Raw genomic sequence first — 25,046 nt, forward strand, 5'->3', positions numbered from 1 at the left:
GAGCCAGGATCAAACTCTCCAAGAAAGTTGATTAGCTCATTTTGTTACGTTGGCTTCGTTTCAATAAAGAAACGAAAAAATTTTGTTTGTTTGATTGTTTCTTGTTTGTTTAGTTTTGAGAGTGCAATTTCGCTTTTTTCTATTAATCTATCAATCAGCGACATTTATTATTCTAGCATAACGAATGCTAAAGTGTCAACTTCTTTCTAATTGTTTATTTACCTTCATTTAAGTAATCTATAACAATTCATAGCAGCGACAATGACTATAATACTATGCTAGAGCTATCTCGTCAACAATAAATTTCTATCATGGTTAGAAAATCATTTATAGGAAAAAATACTTAGTAAATCATGTCGTAAAGGAGTGTTTCAATAATGAGTACGTACTTTCATAAAAAGGAAGAGGAAGGTGGACTAACGAATTCTTTAGACCAAGGTTCATTAGAGAGCTCAACCCAAGGTGAAAAGTTACCTGAATTTGATGTAATCGGAACAGCACTTAATGACATTTAATCATTAAAAAAGCCCTTTGCAAGCTTCTGACCGTGCAAAGGGCTTTTTTGTTACCTTTTAATTGCTTTTAAGACGATTGCTTCTCCTTGAAAAGAAACAACTTGATCTTCCTCAATGACAATCCGAAATTTCTCTTTTATTTTTGAATCTGACCCATGAATGTATTCAGATAGTTTATCTTTTTCACCCTGTGATAAATTCATTCGTTTGCACCAAGGGTCAAACCGAAATGTTTTATCAAACCGATGACATTCATATATTTCAAAACCCGCTAATTCAAGCATACGAAGCCACTCACTTTTCTTCCAAGCTCTGAAGTGACTGTAATCTCTTCTTTTTTCAATAGCATTATAGAAATGATCAAACAGATCCTCTTCCGGAACGACATTATCATCGAGTAAAAATTGTCCATTTGGTTTAAGTACACGATACACTTCTTCAATAAACTGATTTACATTTGGAAAATGGTGCGGTGCTATACGACAGGTTACAATATCAAATCCTTCATTTAAAAAAGGAAGGCTCTCCGCATCTGCTTGTATGAACCGAACATTTTGATGACCATTTCCCTTTATAAAATTTTCTGCAGCAACAAGCATCTCTGGTGTCAGATCAACTGCAGTAATATTTTTTACTATCGATGCAAAGGCATTTGCAGTATGTCCACCACCTGTTGCTACGTCGAGTAGTTCTTCTTCCCCTGTGGCAGTCACCATTTGCAATAGTTTTTGGAGGTCCTTTCCCTCTTTGTGTATAGGGCTGCTTACGTATGATTCGGCACTTTTTCCAAACTGCTGCTGTACATCTCTTTTAATATCCATTTTTATCCCTCCGTCATTTACTTTCATATATAGACTATAAAACACATACTACATAAAGAAAATGACGGTTATTTTATGATTTACAATAAGAAATCTTTATGACTACTAATGAATTTCTAATACTACGGGACAATGGTCACTTCCCATAATATCTGAATGAATATCAGCAAACTTTAATCTATCTCGCAATGTGTCAGATACGATAAAGTAATCGATTCTCCACCCTATATTCCTTTCACGAACTTTATTCATATACGACCACCATGTATATGCCCCCTCTTGATCGGGATAAAAATGGCGGTAGCTATCTACAAAACCCGCTTGAAGTAATGCTGACATTTTCCCTCGTTCTTCATCGGTAAATCCAGAGTTACCAATGTTAGTTTTTGGATTTCGTAGGTCAATCTCTTGATGAGCAACATTCAAATCCCCACATAAAATAACTGGTTTCACTTCGTCTAATTCCTTCAAATATTTAATTATGCGGTCCTCCCAAGCTAAACGATAGGAAATTCTTGCAAGATCTCTTTGCGAGTTTGGTGTGTACACATTAACCAAGTAGAAGTTATCGAACTCTAAGGTAAGTATCCTTCCTTCCCCTTCACCCTCATCAGAACCTACCCCGTATTTTACAGACAAGGGTTTCATTTTAGTAAACACCGCTGTACCTGAATACCCTTTTTTTATCGCATAATTCCAGTATTGATGATATCCCTCTAACTCAAGGTCAATTTGACCTTCCTGTAGTTTTGTTTCCTGCACACAAAAAATATCTGCATCTACTTCCTGAAAATAATCCAAAAATCCTTTTTTCACACAGGCTCTTAACCCATTCACATTCCAAGAAACCAACTTCATTTATTATTCCTTCTCCCTTACTGGCTTTATGACATTCTTTGTAGATGTCATTTTACCAGCTTGGGTTGCTTTGGGAAAGAACTTCGTGTTGAAATAGTAAAAGGCACCTTTCAAGAGTGCCTTTCAATCATGGTACAAAATACTGTTCAGTTAATTTACCAGAAAACAACTCAGAGACAGGAACTATTTTTATATTTCGTTTATTAAATTCCTCAACTGAACTGAAAATACCAATTGAACAAACTTTCCCCGTTACCCCAACGTGACCAATGGCAATTCCTTTACCTTGAATTTCAGTAACCCTTGCCAGACGGATCATTTGTTTATGCACATAAGAGGAGGAGGAAATGTCATCTAAAAATACATCTCTTTTTAGAAGTGGTACACCAAGTTCCTTTGCGATCTCTGGAAATTTAGATTTCGGGCTTGTACCGCTATCGATTATATACAGTTTTCTTTCTTTCGCTACTTCAACTATCGCACGGACTATTTCTTCATTTTCAACTGCGAGCGAGCCCATATGATTATTGAGACCAACTGCATACGGTACACTCTTTGTCGCCTCTATAACCCGCTTTCGTACCTCTTTAGGAGAAAGATCGACCGTAATTGGCTTTGGACCAAGCCAAGACCTTTTTCCTCTTTTCGGTTCCATAGGTAAATGAATCATCACTTCAAAACCATTTTTATGAGCCCATTCAGCATGTAACTTTGAATTTTCAGTGAAAGGCATGACTGCAGCTGTTATTGGAATCTCACCTTCTAAGAAATCCCGTACACCACCCGTACCACCGCCAAAATCGTCAATAATAATGGAAGCCTTTAATTGTTTCGGTGGTTCGTTATTTTCCGCTCGGGCATTTGAGTGAAACGTAAGAAATATGGCTGAGATTAAAATTAGAGCAAACTTTTTCATAGCAACCCCCAATGTGAACTTTGAAGTTAATTTGCCCGTTCCTTTGTCTCCTTACCACAACTTATGAAATTTTTCATGGTCAGATTTTTAGACAAAAAAAAGAGGACTACGATAGTCCCCCTTCATTGTTTATTCTTCGTCATATACCTTAACTTCTACCATTTTGTCGCCATTTCTCATTGCTTTTGCTGTTTCAAGACCTGATGTCACTTGACCAAATACTGTGTGAACACCATTTAAATGCGGCTGAGATTCATGAACGATAAAGAATTGGCTACCACCTGTATTTCTACCTGCATGAGCCATTGATAAAGAACCAGGAACATGCTTGTGCGGATTTCCTTCTGTTTCACAGTTGATTGTGTATCCAGGACCGCCCATACCAGTACCTGTTGGGTCTCCTCCCTGACTTACGAAACCAGGAATAACTCGGTGAAAGACTACGTCATTGTAAAAGCCTTCGTTCGCTAACTTTTCAAAGTTAGCTACTGTGCCAGGAGCTTCGTTAGGGTATAAATCAAATTCAATCTTTTCTCCGTTTTCCATCAATATGTATCCTTTTTTAGCCATTAAAAACACTCCTTTATGTAAAAATCATTTTTATCATACACTTTTTGAAAAATAAAAGAAAGTTTGGCACATCATTTTTGCTTCGCCTATTTATATTTTCACTTACTTTGTGTTAAAATATCTTTACCCCTTCCGAACATTCGCTTGTTGCGGGACACTTAACCACTGTACGGACGGAAGGGGTCTGGTGCCCATTTGTCGGCATCAGAAAGGCCGGGACAAATTGTTCCGGCCTTTGTATTTACTCGTTTGTTCTTTCTATCCAATCATGATAGAAAGAAATCACAGCTAAGAAAAACAAATAACCCAAAAATGTGTACAGGTGTTCCCACCTTGCTGAATGGACGAATAAACCTAATACTTCAGCTAATTTCTCAAATATAGACATCAACAAACTTATAAATAGAATGATTCCAGCTCTTCCCCATTTATTTACCTGCGAAATAGACATTAAAAAAATAATTACAAGGATAGGTAAACCAACTAACGTAAATAAAATATTGATTGGAAAAATTTCTAGAAATGGTCTTATTGGAAATCTATAAAACTGCTTTCCAACAAAAAATAAATCCATATAGGTTCCAAGCAAAGAGGCAAACACCATGCATGCAACATATCGCTTACTCCAAAAAGTGAATCGCTTTTTTGGCAAGGGCTGCCAGCTCGAGTCGTTCAAGTGTTTTACAGTATTCATCTTTAATCTCCCCGTTAATCATTTCATCTTTTTCCGTTAAATAATTCACCACTCGCCAATCTGTAAACCAATCACCTTTTTCCGCTTCCGGATGATTTACATTTTTCCACGAATGTTCTAAAGAAGGGCTATAAATTTTCCTCGCCTTGGATTTGAGTTGGCAGGACTTTAAGCGAAGTTGATAGGCAAAGCCAGGTATCCCCTCATTTACATTATTAAAGATATGAGGCCAATAATCTTTTCTTGAACCTGTATGCGGATGATTTTTTGCCCACTCAACTGTTTGGTTTAAAATCTCTTTATTCTTAAAAAGGATGGTATTTAACCTCTTTCCCAGTAAAATCCGCTCATTCAGTGATTCGAACTGATGAAGTGTTTGTCCCGATAAATTTCTTTTTCCAAACGGAAAGAGAATATGGTTAAAGGAAAGCCAGTCCTGCAATAAAAATTCAATTTTGGTTAATACTGCTTTCTGATAGTGAGGGTTTTGTACCACTCTTTTTTCTAAATAGCTTTGTTCATTAATAATCATAGCAATCGTAAGAATATTGGGTTCTTTTATTCTCCAAAAATGGTTCCAAATCGTTTCCATAAAGATTGAGATATTAAAATAAGAAAATAAATGAAACATTGGCTTATTTTGTTTCAAACCTTCCTCGTAAAGCAAAAATTGCGGATAAGCGTCTTGAAAAATAAGCCAATTGCCCTTTCTAAAAAATTAAAAAATACATCTCTTTCTCTTTTTTGCATCAACCTAGGTAAAAATTCCCCTTTTAAGTCAGTCATATTCCATCCACCATTACGGGAGACCATGTGGCCAAGGAACGCCCAATGTATTTCAGGATGTTTAAGGTAAAAGTCAAGATAGGCCTTTGTTCTTGTCACGTTGTTGACATTCATTTCTTGTGTCTTTGTTTTAATTTTTTCTAAAAGGGCTTGATCGCTTTTTATTAGCTTGGACGAAGAGTGCGTATGATGATTTTTCTTTTTTAATTCTTGGGTTATGCTTTCTATCACCGTTTTCTCTCGATTTCTTGTAAATAAAATACACATTACCTCCCTTACGAATTCTCTTGACTAGATGAGAATATGTATAAATTAAATTAGAAAAATATTAGGGAGAGGAATGTGAATCAGTGATGACTGAAATAAGTAAGGGTATTGATTGGATTATTAGACAACTTAGGCAAGATCAATCTCCCAATGGCTCATGGAATTACCCTTTTGAGACAGGTATTTCAACTGATGCTTATACCATTATTTTATTACGGACACTGTCAATAAATGATGAAGATTTAATTCAAGGGTTAGTAAAGAGAATTATTAACAAACAAGAAAAAAATGGAGCCTGGAAACTTTTTTATGATGAAGGCGATGGGAACCTATCAGCAACGGTTGAAGCCTATTATGCTTGTGTTTATTCGGGATTGATTGATAAAGGGGATACACGGCTTATAGCAGCCCAAAAATTCATTTTATCTAAAGGCGGTTTAGAAGAAGTTAGTATGTTCACAAAAATAATGCTCGCGATAACGGGTCAATACAAGTGGCCTGCCTTTTCTCTACTACCCATTGAAGTAATCCTCCTACCCTTAAACTTTCCTATTAATTACTATTCCTTTTCAATTTTTGGCAGGGCCAACCTTACTCCAATCTTGATATTAACAGATAAGGAGTTTTCAATAAAAACGCCTAACAGTCCCGACCTATCTCATTTATATCTACAACGAAATATTAAAAGCGAATGGATCCGCTCCCAGGACTATCGTTCCTTGCACTCTTTTATTGAAGATGGGGTAAAAAGCTTACTTGGCTTACCCGAACAGCTTCACCAAATGGCCATTGATCGAGCGAAAAAGTATATGCTTGACCGGATTGAGCCAGACGGCACCTTTTATAGCTTTTACAGCAGTACTTTTTTAATGATTTTTGCCCTACTATCTCTTGGATTCAAAAAGAGTGACCCAATTATTACAAAGGCAATATCCGGAATGAAGTCCATGCAGTGCGAAATTAAGGGGATGCCGCATATGCAATATACCACTGCCAATGTGTGGAACACTTCATTGATTAGCAATAGCTTGCAGTCCGCGGGGGTTGCTATAAGCGACGAAATGATTCAGAAAGCCAATCAATATCTTCTTGAACGACAGCACCATAAATTTGGAGATTGGGTGGTCCATAACCCTAGAACGATGCCAGGAGGCTGGGGTTTTTCCGATGTAAATACAATAAATCCAGATGTCGATGATACAACAGCTTCTTTACGAGCACTATCCAGAATGGTGCCCGCTGAAACCGCAGTCTGGGACCGAGGAATTAATTGGGTCTTGTCCATGCAAAATGATGATGGCGGCTGGCCAGCCTTTGAAAGGAACACCAATTCAAAACTACTACAATTTCTTCCGATAGAAAAAGCAGAGTTCTTGATCGCTGACCCTTCAAGTGCTGATCTCACTGGTCGGACACTTGAATTTTTCGGAAATTATACTAACCTCTCAAAAAACCACACCTCTATCAAGCAAGGCGTCCAATGGCTGCTACGAAATCAAGAAAAGGATGGCTCCTGGTATGGTAGATGGGGGATTTGTTATCTTTACGGAACGTGGGCAGCAGTTACGGGATTATTACCGGCAGGTGTTCCTTCCAATCATGCTTCTATTGTAAAAGCTGTCACTTGGTTACGTGAGATTCAAAATACGGATGGGGGTTGGGGAGAATCATGCCATAGTGATAGTAAGAAAACGTTTATCCCATTAAATGCAAGCACATTAACACATACTTCCTGGGCACTAGACGCATTAATTTCCACCTCAAATAAACCAACATCTGATATCAAAAGAGGTATCCGCTACTTACTTGAATCACTCGAAAAAGATGATTGGACTACTTCATATCCAAAAGGACAAGGAATGGCGGGAGGCTTTTACATTCACTATCATAGTTATCGGTATATTTTCCCACTCTTAGTCCTGTCACACTATCATAAAAAATTTGGTACCTAAAAATAAAAACATCGACGGTAAACTGTTTCCGTCGATGTTTTTATTTGGTCATTAATTGATTTAACTGTTTATAGATTTCTACAATTTCATCCATTTTCATTCTAACTAGTCCGCTCGAAGATGGAGCTACAAAATCAATTGTTCCTGGTACTACAGATATCTTTTGAGCCCCCCATAGAACGGACTTACAACCACTATACTGCTGGTATACACCCTTTCCAACAAAGCAAACTAGTTTAGGCTTAAGTTGGACAATTTTCCTTTTTAATATTTCTTTTCCCTCTTTGTACTCTTCCTTCGTAATTTCATCCGCTGCTTTCGTAGGACGTTGGACAATATTCGTAAAACCAAATCCTAACTCTAACAGTTTTCCATCTTCCTCTGCCTCAAATTTCCGAGGGGTAATCCCTGCTTCGGATAAAATTCTCCAAAATCGGTTATTTGGATTAGCATAGTGATGCCCTACCTCACTAGAACGGATACTGGGGTTAAAGCCAACAAACAAAATTTCTAACCCTTTCTTTAAGTGGTCATTAACAAGTTTCATTCTACTTCACCTCCGGCTTTTAACCTTACTTTTATTTCATTAAAAAAATAGGTTTTATTTTATATTTTACCATATAGTTTTCAGTTTCTTTTCAGAGTCATGGACTAAACTGCAAACAAAGATGTAAGGAGGTATGGAATGTGAATAAAAAATGGAAACAATTAATGATCCTTTTTTCCGTCATTCTACCATTACTTTCAATTGGATCAAGCGTCATAGCAGATGATGGTGAAGAACATCACGAGGAGGACAGACACGAATATTATCAAGAAGATGATGAAGATGACAATTTTGATGTAGTGGATGAATTGGAGGTCCCTAAAAGGGAAAAACAACAACAAACAGAATTTTGGAATTTATGGTCAAGGCAACCAAGAAACAATCCTAATAATCTACTTCCTATTTCAGAGCCTTCAGAGGTTCCTGTCATATTCAATCAAAACAAGATAGAAATTTATATGATCCCTCAAGATGGACAGATACTAATCTCAGCAAACGAAATAGCAAAAGCAATCGGAGCAAAGGCTGCCTTCTATCCAGATAGTGAAATTTCCGTTCTAACTAAAGGAAATATAGAGCTGATTGTTAAAGCAGGATCAAACGCAGCTTTTGAAAATAGGGTCAAAACTCCGATGCCCACACAAGCTGTACCCTATGAAAATACAATTTATCTACCAATCTCTGTTGCTGCAAATGCCTTCGGTTACCGTATTAAATGGGATATTACTCAAAAAGGAATGGAATTAGAAGAAATTCAATAAGGAGCGTGATATTAATGGTTAAATCAAATCAATCAAAGTGGATACTTGGGATTACCGGTACTGCCCTTTCAGCTTTTGTAATTAGTCAAATTAGTGTAAATCAACCTAGTCAGGGATTGCCAAACTCAGAAACAATCATCAAGAAGTCGATGAGCAAAGAAGAAAAAGAATTTGCACAGCTAGATTGGTCCAATTTTTCAATTAATGGGGCAGTTATCTCAGAAAGCGTGATGCAAAGTGATAGGAATACACGGAGATCATGAATGGCTAGATATATTCTCATTGGACGCTATGAACACAAACTTTTATTTTGCTATCTATAATTGTAAGATTTCAGCTTGGAAGGTAGTAATGGAGGAATGGGTCCGATATGTGGAAAATGAATGGTCAAGGTTTCGAAAAAGCAATGAATTGGATCGTTTGAACCAATTAAAGGTAGGTGAGGAAATGAGTCTTTCCGGCCCTCTATTTGACGTCCTTAAACAAGCAGAAGCTTTTCGAAAGAAGACGAGGGGACTCTTTTCTCCCTATCTTTCATTACAAATGCAGTTCCATGGTTATGAACAATCCTTTCCATTCAATACAGACTCCAAACAATACCATTTGCATTCTCCAGTTGCTGAAATAGATCATTCTCCTTTCCTGATTCATTCGAATAAACAAACTGTTTTGCGAGTAGCTGAAGGGCAAATAGACCTGGGTGGAATTGGAAAAGGATATACCGTTCAAGCAGCAGCTCAATGGTTAAAAAATATAGGTAAATCAGAAGCTGGAATAGTTGATGGTGGTGGGGATATTACAGTATGGTCTGATGGCACTATGGATTGGAGAATCGGAGTGAGCCATCCCTATCATAATGAGAAAGAAATTGCCCACTTCAATATAAAAAATGGAGGCATCGCTACCTCCAACGTTATTTATCGAAGCTGGATGCAAGGATCAATAAGAAAACACCATATCTTAAATGGACAAACAGGTATACCTGCAGATAACGGCATTATACAAGCGACAGTTATTTCCAATAACCTCCTTGAAGCAGAGGTAGGAGCCAAAGTAAGTCTTATGGTGGAACAAGCTCTAATAAAGACTCATTTACAGCAATTAGATCCAACCTGCTCTTATCTACTAGTAAATAATCAAGGAAAAATACTACTTGATAACGGAGGACCGTGCAATGAGTGAATACCTCTCAGTTTGGACGTTGATACGTGCGTCTGGGTTTTTAGCCTTTTATTTTCTCACTCTATCCCTAATTATTGGTTTATTTAGCACCTATTCTATAATGAAAAAAAAGAAAGCTGCTCTGCTATCATACCATCAAACTAGTGGCTGGTACGGAATGCTAACAATTATTTTTCACATCATTCTAATTTGGCGTGATCAGTATGTTCCTTATTCTCTAAGTGATCTTCTCCTACCTTTTCACGCAAATAATAAACCTTTGTATTCAGCACTTGGAACTCTTTCATTTTACCTATTTTTTATAGTGATAGGCTCCTCGGATTTTTTTATTAAAAAATTAGGAATCCGAAAATGGAAAAAAATCCATCTTACAGTAATCCCTGCATGGATATTTATGCTTGTGCATGGGCTGGCAATTGGGACCGATTCTTCTAAAAGCTGGGCATTAGTTATTTACCTAACTTCCAGTTCCTTTGTAATCTTGCTTCTTTTTATTAGAATCATGGAATCAATTATGAGTAAACAGACTCCTAGAACAAAGGAATTGAAAAGATAAACGGCAGAATCAGGCTGCCGTTTATCTTTCTTCCTCAAAAATAACCGTAAACACGCTGCCCACCCCCGGAGTGCTGTTGGCATAAATTTTTCCTTTATGAGCTTGAACAATTGATTTAGCAATAGAAAGTCCTAACCCAGCTCCTCCCTTTTCTCTTGATAAATCCGCTCGATAAAAACGGTCAAATATATATGGAAGATCCCTAGATGAAATGCCACTACCTGTATCCTCAACAGTAATAATCCTTTTATTTCCTTCTAGTTTTAAGGAAAGAGTAATCTTTCCTTCGTTTGTATAACACAAAGCATTATCCAATAAAATGTAAAGCAATTGCTGTATTCGTACTGGATCACAAATGAGATCCACATCATCTTGGATATTTGATACGAATTGAATTTGGGTATCAATTTTTCTCGAAAACCTGATATATACTGAAAACAGTAAATCAGACAAATGTACTCTCTTCATATCTAGAATTAATTGGTTTTTATCACTTCTCGCTAACTCTAAAAGATTATTAATTAAATGGCTCATTAGGATTGCTTCCGTTTTCACGTCTTGGAGAACTTCTTTTCCATAGGCGCTTATGTTTTTCTCTTCCTCTCTTAAAAGCAAATCAATTGAGCTATAAAAAATGCTTAGTGGCGTCCTTAATTCGTGCGAGGCATCTGAAACAAATTTCTCTTGCTTCTGAAAGGCATTTTTTATTGGGTTAATCGCTTGTCCAGCAAAATAATAGCCAAGAAAAGTATATAAAAGACTAAACAATAGTGTTAACACAATAAGGGTCCAAGTAATATTTTGTATAAGGTGCTTCTCACTCGTAATATCCATACCAAGTATGATAAATCCATAGCTTTCAAGTGGTTCTTTAATAAAAAGTAGATGACGTTGTTTCCACGTTATTCTTTGAGAAATTGAATCTCCACTAATACTTTTATATTGATTAAGCCAATTGGAGAAGGTTTGAATGGTTTCCTCCCCAAATACAAGTTCTCCCTGTTGATTGTACACATAATAGAAGATTGATCGATTCGGTTCATATTCCAAGCCATGGTGGTCTCTTTCATATAGTTCCTCAATCATTTCTACTTTCTCTTTGTCATAATAATGGAGTAAGTCATTTCTTTGTTTTTCATTTATTTCATGTGAAATTAAAAGATATAACAAGCCAATAAACAAAATAAGTAGGATGACAAGTGATAACGTATAACTAATGGTTAGTTTTGTTCGAACCTGCTTAAACATCCGAGTGTTTCACTTTATATCCGATTCCCCGGACGTTTTGGATAAAAGAAGGTTTACCAGGCAAATCTATTTTTTTTCGAACTAACTTAACCAAAGCATCTAACGCATTATCTGACACTTCTGTGTCATACCCCCACAGCTTTTCGAACAAAACTTCTCTCGTCATTACTTGATGTTGATTGCGCATTAATAATTCGAGAAGATGGTATTCCTTTTTAGTTAGTTCAATTACACTGTTCCCCCGAATGAGTTCATGGGTATGTAAGTTTAAAGTGAAATCATCCATGGAAACGAGCACTTCGAGGGGTTTATTTTTTCTTCTGCTGATCGCTCGAATCCTTGCTATTAACTCATTAAATTCAAATGGCTTAACAATATAATCATCCGCACCTGAATCTAGACCCGAAACGATATCTTTATTAGCATCTTTAGCCGTAACAAATAAGATTCCGCTTTGAATCCCTCTTTCACGCAATCTTTTACATACTGATAGACCATTTTCCCCAGGTAACATCCAGTCGAGGATCACAACATCATAAATCTCCATTTTGGCATGGTCATATGCGTCATGGCCATTTTTCACCCAATCTACACGGTGGAACTCCTTTTGCAGTAAGTGGGCCATTAACTTCCCTAGTCGAACATCGTCCTCCGCTAGCAAAATATTCAATATAGCCACCCCATTTCAAGAAATCCGATTATTTTAATCATATCAAGCTTTTCTGAAAATGGAGTGAAAAAAAGTGAACAAAATGTATAGACTTTTTGATTGTCCTTAAGAGAGATTATCTGAATCCTAAAGTATATGTATTCTACGGTAAGAAGTAATAATCGTGGCAAGGAGACCAACAATTGTAATGACAACCAGTGAATATAGAAGTCTAGCATTTTGGAGAAGAACAAGCCCAGTTAGTATGATCATGCCATCCATCAAAACCATAATGACGCCTACATTTATTTTTGACCATTTAGAGATTAATAGTGCGAGCAAGTCCATACCGCCAGGACTAATATGGTTTCTTAGCATGACTCCAACACCTATTCCAATGATGATTGCCCCGACTATTACACTGCTTAAAATCGGTAAATGGAATCTTCCGTTTAAGGGAAATAACAGTTCAATCATAAAGCCTGATAAGATTGCACCCAGTAATCCGTTGAAAAAATACAGTCGATCGGATTTATAAGCAAACATATAAATAGGGATGTTTAGAAGAATAAAAATAATTCCCGCTTTAAAACCAAATAAATACTTTATTAATAGGCTAACTCCAAATAGTCCTCCATTAATTAAATGAAAAGGAAGGATAAAGCCATTTATACCTATTCCTAGCATAGTACTGCCAAATCCGATTATAGCCAATTTCTTTAGCATATGATCATTCCTTGTCCTAATTCTTTACTATCACTTATATGACAGTAACTAAGAAATCATTCAATCGAATTAGAGACCTCTGATCAACAAAAAAACGAAGCCAAATGACTTCGTTTTACATTGTTGCATCAGTTTTTTCTTTTCGGAATAGGACTTGTTTCAAAAATGAGGATAAGATAGTTAGAAATGGTAAACCCCACAAAAAGAAAGCATATGGTAGGTATTTCATTAAGGGGATACCTACTATTGTACTACACATGATAGCAAGAACACTCCACGGGACCATTCCAGGGAATAACATAGTTGAATCACCCATTACTCTAGCTAGCTCTTCTTTTCCATACTTTTTTGACCAATGCGGTAAAAAGGATCTCCCTGTTAAGATGATGGGGAGTGTTTGATTGGCAGCTATGACACTGATTAGTAACGTTGCCAGAATTGTTCTTACTGTATCATTCATCAAGGAACGTGAGGACTGTAGCCATTGGTCTAAATAAGGCTGAATCACATTCAATTCTTCTAACAATCCATTATAAGCCCCTGCCAAAGCGAGAAATAGCAGCAATTCGAACATATGAACAAAGCCTCCGCCTAGACCATTTATTCCGAACCAACATACATAGATTATCTTTGAAAAAGCTGCCCCTTTAACTACAGCTACCATAGCTGCTGATAGAATACTAGCAAGGAAAGCATATATAATGCTAAACCGACAAACCACAATTCCAATTAAGACCATAGGTGGAATAAATGTTATCACAGAAATCTCCCCCCAGGTAATGGACTTGGAGTGAATTACTGAATTATCGGAGTAAAGGAAGTCAAAAAGCCCATATAAACTGAAACAAACGAATATTGCTAAAATGGACGTCCATAACATAGCCTTCCACTGTTTTTTTACCGGCACTTCAACAGTATGTGATAACAATTGATGACTGCTTGAAAACGGTGATGTTCGATCACCGACAAAAGCACCAGACACTAATGCTCCTGCTACTATCTCAGTTGGAAGGTGAAGGACTGCAGCAGTGCCTAAAATAGGAATGCCAATCGCACTTAACGTACCAACTGTTGTACCAAGGAGCATCGAGAAAAACATGGCAACCAGGAATGACAGAATAATAAAATGGTGTGGATTAATTATATAAAGTGCAATTTTAACCATCTGATCAATCGTTCCTGCTAAATACCAAGAAGGTAGTAAAAGACTAACTAAAGAAAGTATAATAATGACAATTTTTGTTTTTTGGATTCCCTTTACACTAATTTGAAGTATAACTTTTAATGAATTGTATTTTTTTCTTGCAAGTAATACCAAAATTACATACCCCGGAAAAAAACCAGCAAAAAGAGGGTGATGAAAACTTACAGACCAGATGACCCCTGAAATTGTAACAAAAAGTAGGAACAATACTTGCTTGACAGTAAATTTAGATTCCATAAAATCACCACCTTCAGATAAAGAACATTACTAATTATAAGAAAAATTTCGACACTCGAAAAGTCCCCTTACAAAAAATAGAGCCGCATAAATTGGCGGCCCCATCCATACGAACTGTTTACACAACTTCATCTAGCAAGATGTATAGTTGGTCTCGTTCAATTTCCCTGTTTTCTATTTCCAAATAAATTTTTTGCAGTAACTCGAGCTCACTCACTTCTTCAAGCATTTTTTTAAGCTGGTGTAACTCCGATTCAATTTTCTCTATTCTCTCTTCGATGTCATCCACCTTCATCACATACTTCTCTTCTCCTTTTGTTCTTTGTAGAGATGGTTTTGAAGTGCTGGTGGGTGTTTTATAAATTTGTTTTGTTTCAAATTCCCTCAATTTCTCTTTTGCCCAGTCATAGTTACCATCAAAAAAGTGAACGGAGCCATTTTGCAGCCAATAAATCTTATTAAATAATTTATTGAGGAAGAAGCGGTCATGAGAAACAGCTAATATTGTTCCGTTAAATTGTTCAAGTGCTTCTTCAAGTACTTCACAGGAATCAATATCCAAATGGTTCGTTGGTTCATCCAATATCAGCAGGTTGATATCCTGATACATCAACTGAGCCAACCTTAGCCGCATTCTCTCACCACCGCTAAGCTGATTTACTTTTCGAAATACAGCAGGTCCGTAAAACAAGAAGCGAGCTAAAATATGACGTGCCTCTCCTTCGTTTACCACAACCTCAGAACGAAAAACGTCAATTAACGATTCATCACCAATGTCCCCAAAGACATGCTGTGATAAATAACCCACTTTAACATTGCTTCCTACTTTAACTATTCCTTTGTCTGCTTCCATTTGCATTAGGATCATTTTTAATAGTGTCGATTTCCCCGTTCCGTTTTCACCGACAATCGCCACACGGTCCTTATATTGAACAAGCATATTGACCTTTTCGAAAAGGGTTCGATTACCGAATATCTTCGATACATCTTCTAGAACAATTACATCTTTACCGCTACGGTCATTGGTCTCAAAGTCAATCGCCATTTTCTTCACATCAAGCTTCGGACGTTCTAGTTTTTCGATTCGGTCAAGTGCCCTTTGCATATTGGTTGCACGTTTATGAAGGGCAGCACTCGGAGGATTGGATCGATTGGCCCAATCGCGAAGCCGCTTAATCGCTTCTTTCATTTTCTTAATTTTTCGTTGTTGTTCCTGATACTCCTGAAATTCTCTTAATAACCGCTCTTCTTTCTCTTTTACATAACCACTGAAATTTGTATGATACAAATCAACTTCTCCATCTTCCATTTCAAGCACCTTATTAACTACTTCATCTAAAAAGTAACGGTCATGGGAGATAAGAACGATCGTTCCTTTAAATTCATTAAGAAATGTACCTAGCCATTCAATTGCCTTAAGATCTAAATGGTTGGTTGGTTCATCGAGTAAAAGGAGATCCGGATTGATTAGTAAGCTTAAACCAAGACCTACCTTCGTTTTCTCGCCGCCGCTTAGAGATGAGAAGTCTTTGTCAAGGAGGCTGGTAATATTGAGGCCGTTTGCAATCCGCTCCAATTGAGCGTCCATTTCATAACCGCCATTTAATATAAAATCATCCTGAAGCTTTCCATACTGATCCATTAATCTTTGCAAATAATGTGGAGCGATTTCCTGCCCCATTTCTATTTCTAATTGCTGAAGTTTTGTTTCAACTTCTATTAATTGGGCAAAAGCAGTTTTTAAAACTTCCTTAACCGTTAGGCGTTTATAGTCAGCAATCTGTGCCAAATATCCAATTTTCAACCCTTTTTTCCAATGGATAACACCTTCATCCACTGTTTCTTGATTAGCTAATAACTTCATTAAGGTTGTTTTTCCGCCACCATTACGGCCGACGAGTCCAATTCGGCTTCCTTCTAGAATCTCTAATGATACGTCTTTAAAAATCAGATTTCCACCATAGGATTTTGCTATATGATTTACACTACAAATGATCATGTTCATTCTCCTTTAAATTTATAATTAAGATGAACACTCTCTTTATATAAAAAGGCCACGGGCATCTAACCTTCCCGCGGCCTAAAAATAAGCATGAAAAAAGAGTGCGGGCGATTGCACTCTCAACTACCTATTTATTGTGGGTAAAGAGATGTGTTATCGTTCTAAATTCATTATGAAGTTTCTAAAAAAGGGCAGATTTCCCCCTTTAAAAACCACATCATGAAAAATCGCGCGACAAAAATATAGCGCTTCAAGCCATTGCACGCGAACAAAAATAGAACGTTTCATCTCTTCCCACCCCCGTTTCCAATCAAGTTACTTTTATTGTAATTTTTTCCCCTATTAATTGCAAGCCTATTTTTTCAGACTATTCCGCAAAACCCCTAATGTAGATACCTTTTATTTGCTCCAAACCTTCTTCGGTATACAAACTTTCTTAAGTCATCATCCTTTAAGTTACTATCGTAAATTAAGAATAACAATGATTGGTACTCTTGATATTGTTCCTTTACGAATAGGGCGAACTCCTTCCGTTCGCTCTTGAGCATTTTTTTAAACTCATTTTTGTTTACAATTTCTTCAAGCTTCTTTTCATAAAATTCTTTTGTGTCTTCCCACTTCTCTTTTCGATTCGCTAAGATGTCACGGGCATATTCGGGCAATTTATCGATAACATGATCGATATAACCTTCCGACCACATAATCATTTTATCCTTTTCAGGTAATTCAAAAACCATATTCATTAGCTCTAAATCATCTACTACTTCACTGATCGCGTATTTTCCGACCCTATTCATGTTTTCACCTCAAGACCCTTATTATTGGTCTTATTTTACCTCTAATTATGCACCACTATTATTGACTAATTTTGCATTTAACGTGATAAGCTTCCCATTACGATATATTTCAAATTTAATTGAATCACCTGTGCGAACCTTTGAATACAGATATTTTCTTAAATCAGATGAATTAGCAATGGCATTTCCATTCATCGATACAATGATATCTTTTGGTTGAAATCCCGCCTTTGCTGCAGCAGAACTTGGATCAATATTCATAACCATAACACCGTTTTTTATATTGTTAGGGAGATTTTGCCAATACATTTGTGGTACTTCCTCTAAATCAGCAAGTCCAACTCCTAGATATGGTCGATCAATCTTACCATTTTTAATTAATTGGTTCACAATAGGGATGAAATCATTACTAGGTATAGCAAAGCCCAATCCTTCTACACCGCTCTCTGAGATTTTTAAGCTATTAATACCAATTACTTGTCCTTGTGGGTTGATTAAGGCACCACCACTGTTTCCAGGATTGATCGCTGCATCAGTCTGAATAACATTTGTATCCCAATTACCTGCTGAAGTAGTGACAGAAATACTCCGGTTAGTTGCACTAACAATTCCTTGAGTAACAGTTCTTGAAAGATTTAAGCCAAGCGGATTTCCAATCGCATAGACCTGATCACCTGGTCGTAGTGTAGATGAATCTCCGAAGTCTGCTGTTGAAGTGACATATTTGGCATCAATTTTTAATACTGCAAGATCTGTAAGAGCATCTGTTCCAACTACTTCTGCGGTTGTCTTTTCTCCATCATACAATGAAATTTCAAGTTTTGACGCCCCTTCAACAACGTGATTATTGGTAACGATATAAGCGATGTCTTTATTTTTTTGAAAAATAACACCCGAACCGGATCCACTTTCAACACTTTGCGTTGAATTTTGATTTTCGTAAAAGTTGTTCTGCTGCTGCTGCTGGTAGTTGACGATTCCGACAATCGCTTTTGAAATCTTTTCAACTGTATCTGCTATGGAGTTTGATGAAGCAGCAGTAGGTTGAGCCGATACGGGTCTTACTGATGTTGCACTATTCCCACTCTGTCCCGACCTGTTTACTTGTTGATTTTCTCCCACAGGATATTGGTTTTTAAAATATTCTGTATGTGGTAGAACCGTCAAAGTCAAAACAGATCCAATTATTCCTGCTGCCAGGGTAGAAGCAAACCCTTTTACATTTCGTTTCTTACGATTTTCTCCTCTTAATTGTTTGGTAGGACGAATCTGCTCGCTTATCGCGGGAATGACTTCATCCGACACTTTTTCAGATTCTATTGGTTGAACATTTTCCCTCTCGTGTTCGTTACCCACCGCACTGAAAGTCGCGTCAACCGCATTCGAATCTCCTTCCCTATTGTCAAATTCTGAAGTTTCACTAGTATTTGTACTTTCTGTCATCTCAGATAAGTTAGATTCATTTCTTTCAAATTCATTTTCATTCAAACGATCCATTACAATCGATCTCCTTTTCGGTTGTCAAATTCTTTTTAACTTATCTATACTTTAGCCGACAAATCTTAAGAAATTATTAACAATCTGTAACGGGTTATGAAAATTTATAAGAAAGAAAAATGAATTTTATTAAAAAAAGCTACAGACATAATCTGCAGCTCTCCTCAGCGTGTTTTTTGAAAACGAATCACAAATTTGGTCCCTTTTCCTTTTTCACTAAACACTTCAATTTCACCGTTATGCAGCAATACCAATTGTTTTACAATCGAAAGACCTAACCCAAACTCCCCATAAGGGTTACTTGTTCTTGAGATATCTGCTTTGTAAAAACGACGCCAGATATTTTCCAGTTCATTTGGATCAATCCCAATCCCAGTATCCTCCACTTCAACAATAACCCAGTTCACATCCTCTTTTCCTCTTAACCAAATGGTTCCATTGGTAGTAAATTGAATGCTATTTTTGGTAATGTTAATCAAAATTTGAACAAGGCGGTCATAGTCGGCATTCACCATGATATCTGGCTCAACATCGACATTGAGCATGTTATTTTTCTCTTCAGCCTGTAACATTAATTGTTCTTGAATGATTTCCAATACTTCTAAAAGCTGAATATCTTCTCTAAACAATTGGATTTGATTGGAACGAATTTTCTCAAAGTCAAGATTCTCATTGACAAGCCGAATTAATCTTTTGGCTTCATGACTTACAAGATTGATGCCCTTTTCTTTGTCCTTCTCAGGAATCATGTTATTTCTCAATCCTTCAATCACACCACTGATGGTGGTTAATGGCGTCCTCATCTCATGAGAAACATCTGCCATAAACTGCCTTCTTCTGTTTTCAAGACTCTCTATCTCCTCCATTGAAGTATTGATCTTATCCACCATATGATTAAAATCATTTGCTAACTCACCAATCTCATCAAAATTGGATGATTTTACATTAACATGATAATTCCCCGCTGATACAAGTGATGTCGCTTCACGAAGACGTTTAATACGATTTACATGTATTCTTGATAAAAACCAGCTTAATAAAAACGAAACAGCGGAGGCAATTAAAATCGTATAGAGTAAAAATTTATTGATTTGACGAATCATATCGCTAGAACCACTAATAGGGGAAGTTAACAAAATTCCGCCAACAAATCTCCCATTATCATGATAGGGCAGAACAACAAATGTTACCCCCTCCTGCCCAAACCTTTTAAAATCACTTTGTACTATGAGTGTTTGTCCTTCGGTAATTTTCTTCCATTCCTTATCAGATAACCCTTTAATAGCTGGTCCGCGTTTCCCGACTAAATAAAGATTTCCATCCTCATCGAACATACTAAAACTCATTTTTCGTGCAGCTAATACCGTACTATATTGATTCATAATTTCTTTAGTCGCGAAAGGAGTTTCTTTCATATCTGTTAAAATGGCTTTACCATACGAAATAAGTTCATCTGCCTTATTCTGATAAACTAAATTTTCCACGTAATGAGCAAACAAGAGACTTAGAATTAAAAAGGCAACAATAATAATACTAATATGGCTAAAAAACTGCTGATAGAAATATCTAAACTTGATCGGTTTTGATGGACTCATCAAATTTATACCCTACTCCCCAAACAGTATGAAAAAATGGCTGTGAAGTGGTCTCAACCTTCTTCCGAAGTCTCTTAATATGAACATCAACAGTTCTTTCATCGCCGTAGAACTGATATCCCCACACACTTTCTAGTAGCTGCTCTCTAGAAAATACTTGTCGTGGATGTTCCACCATAAAGTACAAAAGATCAAATTCCTTTGGTGTTAAGTTGGTTATCGGAGTACCGTCAACAATCACTTCTCTAGTATCTTTATTGACCTTAAAATATTCTGTTTGAACCATATTTTTCTGCTCCGCTGGTACTTGCGTTTGAAAACGCCGAGTCACCGCCTTAATTCTTGCCATTAGTGTTAAAGGACTAAAAGGCTTTGTCACATAATCATCTGCACCCATTTCTAGTCCAAGCACTTGATCAGATTCACTATCCTTTGCAGTTAACATAATAATCGGAACAGTAAACTTCTCTTCGCGAATCTTCCTGCAAATAGTTACTCCATCCATACTAGGCAACATCCAATCAACAATTAGTGCATCCCAAGTACCACTTTTAAAGCGGTTATAGCCTTCTAGACCATCATTTACAAACTCACCTTCAATTCCTTCCTTTGCAAAAAACATTTCAATCATTGAGCAAACACTCTTACTATCTTCAATCACTAATATTTTCAAAATGCCCATCTCCTAACTAGCAACGTGGAAGTACCTTGTTTAGGACTCTTCACCATTCTCGAACTGCAATCCATTTACTATAGATAATTGATTCTTACATTTAGTTTATCTCAAATTTTTTGCATATCAACATATTAGATCATTCTTCCCGACTAATTAATACTTTGTTCATAGTTTTTTAATATTTCCGCTCCAACAGGTGTGTTAAATCAACATAATGCTTTAACATAGCCAAAAGCATAAAAAAGAGGCTTGAATTGATATTCAAGTCCTCTTTTGGGGTAAAGTTAGAACACTTTTGCCGGTGCTCCTGTAAATAATGCTTCAGCATTTACACCAAGCATTTTATCGATTTGTGTCTCGGTTACGCCATTTTCCCTAAGTGTTGGTAGGATGTTTTCAAAGATATGACCTGGGTGCCAGTTCTCCATTATTTTCATCACTTGTTCGTTCATAATTGGAGAACGTCCCAGCCAAATATTAACAGAATCATGTGCTAGTAAAATTTGATCCTCGTAGCCTGCATCTAATAAATCCATTAAGGTTGCTACTCTTTCTTGATCGAAAGGTGCTCCAACCATTCCTTGGATTCCAAAACGGTCAAACCCAATTCTGACTCCCTGGTCCATGACTTCCTTATGATATTCAGGGTTAGTATTGCCGCACATATGACCAATAATAATCTTACTTGGGTCAGCACCAAGTTCAATTAACATTCTCGCCTGATCAGGCCCCATTGTTCCTTCCTGTGTATGAGTTAAAATCACGATGCCCGTTTCCTTTTGTACCCTTGCTGCAGCACGGAAGAACATTTTTTCATACTCAGTTATCTGGTCTTTGCTTGATGCTAGCTTAATAATGCCTGGTTTAATTCCTGTTCCGGCAATTCCTTCTGAAATCTCTTTTATAAACATTTCATAAATTTCTTCCTCAGCAGTACCTAATGCCTGTCTGAACTTGAAGTATGGAGGAGCCCCTTCCCCTTCATAATAGTATCCTGTTGCACAAATAATTTGTAATCCAGTTGCTTCTGATACTTTTTTTAAGAATAGTGGATCTCTACCACATTCATTTGGAGTCGGGTCAACAACCGTTTGAACACCAAAACTCTGCATTTGTCTTGCTACAGCAATAGCTGCTTCTAAGAACTCTTCTTCCTTAAAAGGACCTAGTGTTACATCACCTTGGAATCCTGGGTATCCAAAAATAAAGTGTTCATGAATAAGTGTCTTTCCTAGCTTTTCAACGGGAATTGGACCTGTAACTGTTTCAACATTTTTCATAAATTGGTTCACCCTTTCGATTTTCTACTAAAATGAGAAAAATAACTAGATTCATATGGGTAGACTAGGTGATAACTGTTTACGGTTCTAAAATCAGTTTTCCTTGTGTTTTCCGTGATTGTAAAAGGGTATGGACCTGTGCTGCTTCCTCTAATGGGAAAACCCCACCTATTGTAAGTTCTAGTTTCCCTTCACCTAAATAGGTAAGAAGCTCTACTAAACTAGGTTGCAATAATTCTTGTTTTCTCATAATTTGTGGCAGGAAGAAACCAATAACTGATTGATTTCTGGCCATTAGTGACGATGGATAGAAACGACTTTGTTCCCCGCTTGCTGCACCAAAAATGACAAGTCGACCAAATGTGGCAAGGCACCTGACGGTTTTATTGAAAACTTCTCCGCCGACCATTTCAAGGGCAACGTTTACTCCTCTACCCCCTGTTGCATCGAGAACCTGTTGTTCCCAATCAGGCTCAGTATAATTGATTAGTACATCTGCTCCCATTTCACGAGCTAGCGCTAATTTTTCATCGGAACTAGCGGTAGCAATTATTTTTCCAGCACCGAACAATTTCGCAAGCTGTACAGCAATGGTACCTACGCCGCCCGCAGCAGCATGAACGAGGACACTCTCCCCCTTTTCTAAACGTCCCATTGTTTTTAAAATATGATACGCACTTAAACCTTGGAGCGGCAGTGCAACTGCCGTATGAAAATCTAAATGTTCAGGGATTGGGATTAAAGCACGTTCATCCGCAATGGCAAATTCAGCATATCCTCCCGATTCAATTAACGTCACAATTCTTGTACCTGGCTTTACTTTTGTTACTTTTTCTCCTACTTCAGCGACTATCCCCGCTATCTCAGCACCGGGTATAAAAGGAAGAGGTGTTTTTACCACATATTGTCCTTCCCTTCGCGCTGTGTCAGCATAGTTCACACCAATTGCCTTAATTTCTATAAGTACTTCGTGACCTTTAGGAACAGGTTTATCAATATCCACCAGATTTAATACTTCTGGCCCACCATATTCCTTTAATTGTACTGCTTTCATAAATTCATCTCCTACTTCCCTTTAAATGCTGGTTTTCTTTTTTCTTTAAATGCTGCAATACCTTCTTGGTGGTCCTCTGTTTGTACCATCAGTGTCTGGATCAAACGCTCCTGCTCAAGAATGTCCTCTAGTGAGGATGTGAATGCTTGATCAATTAACTTCTTTTGCTTTCCATATGCTTTCCCAGGACCATGTGCTAATTTCAGAGCAAATTTCGTTGTTTCCTCCTGAAGCTTTTCTACTGGAACAATGTAATTTATGACCCCCAACTGATATAATCGTTCTGCTGGAATTGGTTCAGCTGTAAAAAAGAATTGTTTTGCCAAATGTGGCCCAATCAACCTAGGTAGTAGATAAGAACCGCCCCCATCGGAAACCAGCCCCACCTGTGAAAAGCTTAAGGCAAATTTACTTTCTTCAGCCGCCACAATTAAGTCACATGCTAGGGCTAAGTTTACACCTGCACCCGCCGCAAACCCGTGTACAGCCGCAATTATTGGTTTTTCCGTATCTTTCATTAGTAAGATAAGTTCATTAAGTCTGCCAATATGGTCGTATACTTGAACACCCTTTGCCTGCCCCATGGTTTTAACATCACCACCAGCACTAAAAGCACGGCCAGCTCCTGATAAAACAATGACCTGCACGTCCTCATCCTGTTGTGCACTATAAAGCGCATCCTTTAATCCTCCTATCATTTCTGGACTAAAGGCGTTTAAGCTTTCTGGTCGATTTAAGGTTAAAGAAAGTACCGGTCCTAATTTTTCAACAATTAAATGTTCTTGAGTCATATACATCTTCCTTTCATTTAAAATAATATAGTTAAATGGTTTCTTATCACGTTTATTTAATGAGCCAACCTCCGTCAACTAAAAGATCAGCTCCTGTCATATAGGATGCTTCAGGTGATGCCGCAAAAGCGATGACACTGGCAATTTCTTCAGGATTACCCACACGCTGTAAAGCTGTGTTTCTTTGTATTGCTCTTACGAATCGATCATTTTTTAAGCCTTTTTCTGTTAGTGGAGTTTCAACAAATCCGGGTGAGACAGAATTGACTCGAATGCCAAAAGGTGCAAATTCTAAAGCAAGGGATCGTGTGAAATTAATGACCCCCGCTTTAGCTGCACTATAATGAGGAATTTCTGCACCTGCCTGGTGCCCTGACAACGAGGCTACGTTGACAATTGCTCGGCTTCGTTCTTCACGCTGTGCCCCTTCTATCATGATTTTTCCTAGCGCCTTTGAAACTAAAAATACACTTTTCAAATTCACTTCCTGCACATAGTCCCATTCTTGTTCCGTAATCTCCAAAATTTTAGTATGTCTTGATCCACCGGCATTGTTTACGAGCACATGAAGGTCACCATAATGCTGTTGAACATATTCTGCTAATTCAGCTATATCTTCTACATCTGTGCAGTCAGCTGTGAAGATTTCTGCCATCGGAATCTTATTCATTCGATTGATTTCTTCTGCTGTTTCCTCTAGTTTTTTCCTTGTTCTTCCTACTAAGATTACCTTTGCTCCTTCATTTGCAAGGCGAATGGCAGCAGCTCTTCCAATTCCACTGCCAGCCCCAGTTACTACAGCAATTGTTTGCAAAAACCTCATCTTCCACGCCCCTCATAAAAAATATTTCCCTCAGTACTGAAG

Annotated in this window: 26 protein-coding genes and 1 pseudogene; 6 read left to right on the plus strand and 21 right to left on the minus strand. The window is 37.3% G+C overall.

The window, feature by feature from the left end; genetic code table 11:
• Positions 1 to 377: 377 nt before the first annotated feature.
• Positions 378 to 515, plus strand: a complete 138-nt coding sequence (locus tag ABES03_RS05780) for a hypothetical protein (protein WP_430115982.1) — start codon at positions 378 to 380, stop codon at positions 513 to 515.
• A 50-nt stretch (positions 516 to 565) separates the two neighbouring features.
• Here ABES03_RS05780 and ABES03_RS05785 read toward each other — a convergent pair whose 3' ends face one another.
• The 6 genes and pseudogenes from ABES03_RS05785 to ABES03_RS05810 form a co-directional block, all read right to left on the minus strand.
• Positions 566 to 1,336 (minus strand): class I SAM-dependent methyltransferase, encoded by a 771-nt coding sequence (locus tag ABES03_RS05785; RefSeq protein WP_430115983.1) that lies wholly within the window; start codon positions 1,334 to 1,336, stop codon positions 566 to 568.
• A gap of 105 nt (positions 1,337 to 1,441) precedes the next feature.
• Positions 1,442 to 2,194, minus strand: a complete 753-nt coding sequence (locus tag ABES03_RS05790; RefSeq protein ID WP_430115984.1) for an exodeoxyribonuclease III — start codon at positions 2,192 to 2,194, stop codon at positions 1,442 to 1,444.
• Positions 2,195 to 2,321: 127 nt separating this feature from the next.
• Entirely contained in the window at positions 2,322 to 3,110 is a 789-nt protein-coding gene (locus ABES03_RS05795) for a divergent polysaccharide deacetylase family protein (RefSeq protein ID WP_430115987.1), read from the minus strand.
• Between the two features lie 129 nt (positions 3,111 to 3,239).
• Positions 3,240 to 3,680, minus strand: coding sequence for a peptidylprolyl isomerase (locus tag ABES03_RS05800; RefSeq protein ID WP_430115988.1), 441 nt, complete (start codon positions 3,678 to 3,680; stop codon positions 3,240 to 3,242).
• Between the two features lie 241 nt (positions 3,681 to 3,921).
• Complete coding sequence (locus ABES03_RS05805; RefSeq protein WP_430115990.1) at positions 3,922 to 4,374, minus strand: CBO0543 family protein; 453 nt, start codon at positions 4,372 to 4,374, stop codon at positions 3,922 to 3,924.
• Positions 4,301 to 5,427: pseudogene (locus ABES03_RS05810) on the minus strand (DUF2515 family protein). Before ABES03_RS05810 ends, ABES03_RS05805 begins: the two are co-directional and overlap by 74 nt.
• Before the next feature lie 86 nt (positions 5,428 to 5,513).
• On the opposite strand from ABES03_RS05810, the gene ABES03_RS05815 reads away from it, so the two are divergent.
• A complete protein-coding gene (locus tag ABES03_RS05815) occupies positions 5,514 to 7,379 on the plus strand; it encodes a terpene cyclase/mutase family protein (protein ID WP_430116045.1) in 1,866 nt (621 codons plus the stop codon).
• A 40-nt stretch (positions 7,380 to 7,419) separates the two neighbouring features.
• On the opposite strand, the gene ABES03_RS05820 is transcribed toward ABES03_RS05815, so the two are convergent.
• Positions 7,420 to 7,926: a mismatch-specific DNA-glycosylase gene (locus tag ABES03_RS05820; RefSeq protein WP_430115992.1), complete on the minus strand. Its 507-nt coding sequence runs from the start codon at positions 7,924 to 7,926 to the stop codon at positions 7,420 to 7,422.
• 140 nt (positions 7,927 to 8,066) lie between these two features.
• Between ABES03_RS05820 and ABES03_RS05825 the strand changes: the two genes are divergently transcribed.
• From ABES03_RS05825 to ABES03_RS05840, 4 genes are read left to right on the plus strand one after another with little or no spacing between them, the layout of a single operon-like run.
• The gene (locus ABES03_RS05825; protein WP_430115995.1) at positions 8,067 to 8,687 is read left to right on the plus strand and encodes a stalk domain-containing protein; all 621 of its coding nucleotides are present in this window, start codon (positions 8,067 to 8,069) and stop codon (positions 8,685 to 8,687) included.
• A gap of 14 nt (positions 8,688 to 8,701) precedes the next feature.
• Positions 8,702 to 8,950: a hypothetical protein gene (locus ABES03_RS05830; protein WP_430115996.1), complete on the plus strand. Its 249-nt coding sequence runs from the start codon at positions 8,702 to 8,704 to the stop codon at positions 8,948 to 8,950.
• A gap of 28 nt (positions 8,951 to 8,978) precedes the next feature.
• Positions 8,979 to 9,869 carry an FAD:protein FMN transferase gene (locus tag ABES03_RS05835; protein WP_430115998.1) on the plus strand — a complete coding sequence of 297 codons (891 nt, stop codon included), beginning with the start codon at positions 8,979 to 8,981 and terminating at the stop codon, positions 9,867 to 9,869.
• Complete coding sequence (locus ABES03_RS05840) at positions 9,862 to 10,425, plus strand: ferric reductase-like transmembrane domain-containing protein (RefSeq protein WP_430115999.1); 564 nt, start codon at positions 9,862 to 9,864, stop codon at positions 10,423 to 10,425. The genes ABES03_RS05835 and ABES03_RS05840 overlap by 8 nt, the downstream gene beginning before the upstream one ends.
• Before the next feature lie 21 nt (positions 10,426 to 10,446).
• Here ABES03_RS05840 and ABES03_RS05845 read toward each other — a convergent pair whose 3' ends face one another.
• From ABES03_RS05845 to ABES03_RS05910, 14 genes are all read right to left on the minus strand, one after another.
• Complete coding sequence (locus ABES03_RS05845; RefSeq protein ID WP_430116001.1) at positions 10,447 to 11,673, minus strand: sensor histidine kinase; 1,227 nt, start codon at positions 11,671 to 11,673, stop codon at positions 10,447 to 10,449.
• Entirely contained in the window at positions 11,666 to 12,343 is a 678-nt protein-coding gene (locus ABES03_RS05850) for a response regulator transcription factor (RefSeq protein ID WP_430116003.1), read from the minus strand. The genes ABES03_RS05845 and ABES03_RS05850 overlap by 8 nt, the downstream gene beginning before the upstream one ends.
• Positions 12,344 to 12,469: 126 nt before the next feature.
• The gene (locus ABES03_RS05855) at positions 12,470 to 13,048 is read right to left on the minus strand and encodes a YitT family protein (protein ID WP_430116004.1); all 579 of its coding nucleotides are present in this window, start codon (positions 13,046 to 13,048) and stop codon (positions 12,470 to 12,472) included.
• A gap of 115 nt (positions 13,049 to 13,163) precedes the next feature.
• A complete protein-coding gene (locus ABES03_RS05860; RefSeq protein WP_430116007.1) occupies positions 13,164 to 14,489 on the minus strand; it encodes a Na+/H+ antiporter NhaC family protein in 1,326 nt (441 codons plus the stop codon).
• A gap of 118 nt (positions 14,490 to 14,607) precedes the next feature.
• Positions 14,608 to 16,488: a ribosomal protection-like ABC-F family protein gene (abc-f, locus tag ABES03_RS05865; RefSeq protein ID WP_430116009.1), complete on the minus strand. Its 1,881-nt coding sequence runs from the start codon at positions 16,486 to 16,488 to the stop codon at positions 14,608 to 14,610.
• A 156-nt stretch (positions 16,489 to 16,644) separates the two neighbouring features.
• On the minus strand, positions 16,645 to 16,779 hold the full coding sequence (locus ABES03_RS05870) for an RAxF-45 family protein (RefSeq protein ID WP_430116011.1): 135 nt from the start codon (positions 16,777 to 16,779) through the stop codon (positions 16,645 to 16,647).
• A gap of 95 nt (positions 16,780 to 16,874) precedes the next feature.
• The gene (locus ABES03_RS05875) at positions 16,875 to 17,288 is read right to left on the minus strand and encodes a hypothetical protein (RefSeq protein WP_430116013.1); all 414 of its coding nucleotides are present in this window, start codon (positions 17,286 to 17,288) and stop codon (positions 16,875 to 16,877) included.
• Positions 17,289 to 17,333: 45 nt separating this feature from the next.
• On the minus strand, positions 17,334 to 18,785 hold the full coding sequence (locus ABES03_RS05880; RefSeq protein WP_430116015.1) for a S1C family serine protease: 1,452 nt from the start codon (positions 18,783 to 18,785) through the stop codon (positions 17,334 to 17,336).
• Between the two features lie 164 nt (positions 18,786 to 18,949).
• Positions 18,950 to 20,380, minus strand: coding sequence for an ATP-binding protein (locus tag ABES03_RS05885; protein ID WP_430116018.1), 1,431 nt, complete (start codon positions 20,378 to 20,380; stop codon positions 18,950 to 18,952).
• Complete coding sequence (locus ABES03_RS05890) at positions 20,352 to 21,053, minus strand: winged helix-turn-helix domain-containing protein (protein ID WP_430116021.1); 702 nt, start codon at positions 21,051 to 21,053, stop codon at positions 20,352 to 20,354. Before ABES03_RS05890 ends, ABES03_RS05885 begins: the two co-directional genes overlap by 29 nt.
• 287 nt (positions 21,054 to 21,340) lie before the next feature.
• Positions 21,341 to 22,336, minus strand: coding sequence for a phosphotriesterase family protein (locus ABES03_RS05895; protein WP_430116023.1), 996 nt, complete (start codon positions 22,334 to 22,336; stop codon positions 21,341 to 21,343).
• Positions 22,337 to 22,415: 79 nt separating this feature from the next.
• The gene (locus ABES03_RS05900; RefSeq protein ID WP_430116025.1) at positions 22,416 to 23,390 is read right to left on the minus strand and encodes a quinone oxidoreductase family protein; all 975 of its coding nucleotides are present in this window, start codon (positions 23,388 to 23,390) and stop codon (positions 22,416 to 22,418) included.
• 11 nt (positions 23,391 to 23,401) lie between these two features.
• Positions 23,402 to 24,181, minus strand: a complete 780-nt coding sequence (locus tag ABES03_RS05905) for an enoyl-CoA hydratase/isomerase family protein (protein ID WP_430116027.1) — start codon at positions 24,179 to 24,181, stop codon at positions 23,402 to 23,404.
• 52 nt (positions 24,182 to 24,233) lie between these two features.
• On the minus strand, positions 24,234 to 25,004 hold the full coding sequence (locus ABES03_RS05910; RefSeq protein WP_430116030.1) for an SDR family NAD(P)-dependent oxidoreductase: 771 nt from the start codon (positions 25,002 to 25,004) through the stop codon (positions 24,234 to 24,236).
• Between the last annotated feature and the right edge of the window lie 42 nt (positions 25,005 to 25,046).

It is taken from the genome of Neobacillus rhizosphaerae, from assembly GCF_050477885.1.
Classification (GTDB): Bacteria; Bacillota; Bacilli; order Bacillales; family Cytobacillaceae; genus Neobacillus; species Neobacillus rhizosphaerae_A.